Raw genomic sequence first — 1,080 nt, forward strand, 5'->3', positions numbered from 1 at the left:
GTTTTCGGTTCGGCCGTAGTTGAATTCGACAAGATCGACAGCGCTCCAGAAGAAAAAGCTCGCGGTATCACCATCAACACCGCGCACGTTGAGTACAACTCGAACATTCGTCACTACGCTCACGTTGACTGCCCAGGTCACGCTGACTACGTGAAGAACATGATCACCGGTGCTGCTCAGATGGACGGCGCGATCCTGGTTTGCTCGGCTGCCGATGGTCCGATGCCACAAACTCGTGAGCACATCCTGCTGTCCCGTCAGGTAGGCGTTCCGTACATCGTGGTTTTCCTGAACAAGGCTGACCTGGTAGACGACGCAGAGCTGCTGGAACTGGTTGAGATGGAAGTTCGCGACCTGCTGTCCACCTACGACTTCCCAGGCGACGACACTCCGATCATCATCGGTTCGGCTCGTATGGCGCTGGAAGGCAAAGACGACAACGAAATGGGCACCACCGCTGTCAAGAAGCTGGTGGAGACTCTGGACAGCTACATCCCAGAGCCAGAGCGTGCTATCGACAAGCCGTTCCTGATGCCAATCGAAGACGTGTTCTCGATCTCGGGTCGTGGCACCGTGGTAACTGGTCGTATCGAGCGTGGTATCGTTCGCGTTCAGGACGCCCTGGAAATCGTTGGTCTGCGTGACACCACCACCACCACCTGCACCGGTGTTGAGATGTTCCGCAAGCTGCTGGACGAAGGTCGTGCTGGCGAGAACTGCGGCGTTCTGCTGCGTGGCACCAAGCGTGACGACGTTGAGCGTGGTCAGGTTCTGGTTAAGCCGGGTTCGGTTAAGCCGCACACCAAGTTCACCGCAGAAGTTTACGTTCTGAGCAAGGAAGAAGGCGGTCGTCACACTCCGTTCTTCAAAGGCTACCGTCCACAGTTCTACTTCCGTACTACTGACGTGACTGGTAACTGCGAGCTGCCAGAAGGCGTTGAAATGGTAATGCCAGGTGACAACATTCAGATGACTGTTACCCTGATCAAAACCATCGCGATGGAAGACGGTCTGCGTTTCGCTATCCGTGAAGGCGGTCGTACCGTCGGCGCTGGCGTCGTAGCCAAAATCATCGAGTAA

The 1,080-nt window shown here is 56.0% G+C and carries 1 protein-coding gene; it reads left to right on the top strand.

The genetic code is table 11. From position 1 onward, the window contains the following. On the top strand, positions 1-1,080 hold a 1,080-nt coding region (gene tuf / locus ACKLNA_RS29095), incomplete at its 5' end, for an elongation factor Tu (protein ID WP_248741303.1).

The organism is Pseudomonas sp. UV AK001 (assembly GCF_046097675.1).
Taxonomy (GTDB): Bacteria; Pseudomonadota; Gammaproteobacteria; order Pseudomonadales; family Pseudomonadaceae; genus Aquipseudomonas; species Aquipseudomonas kribbensis.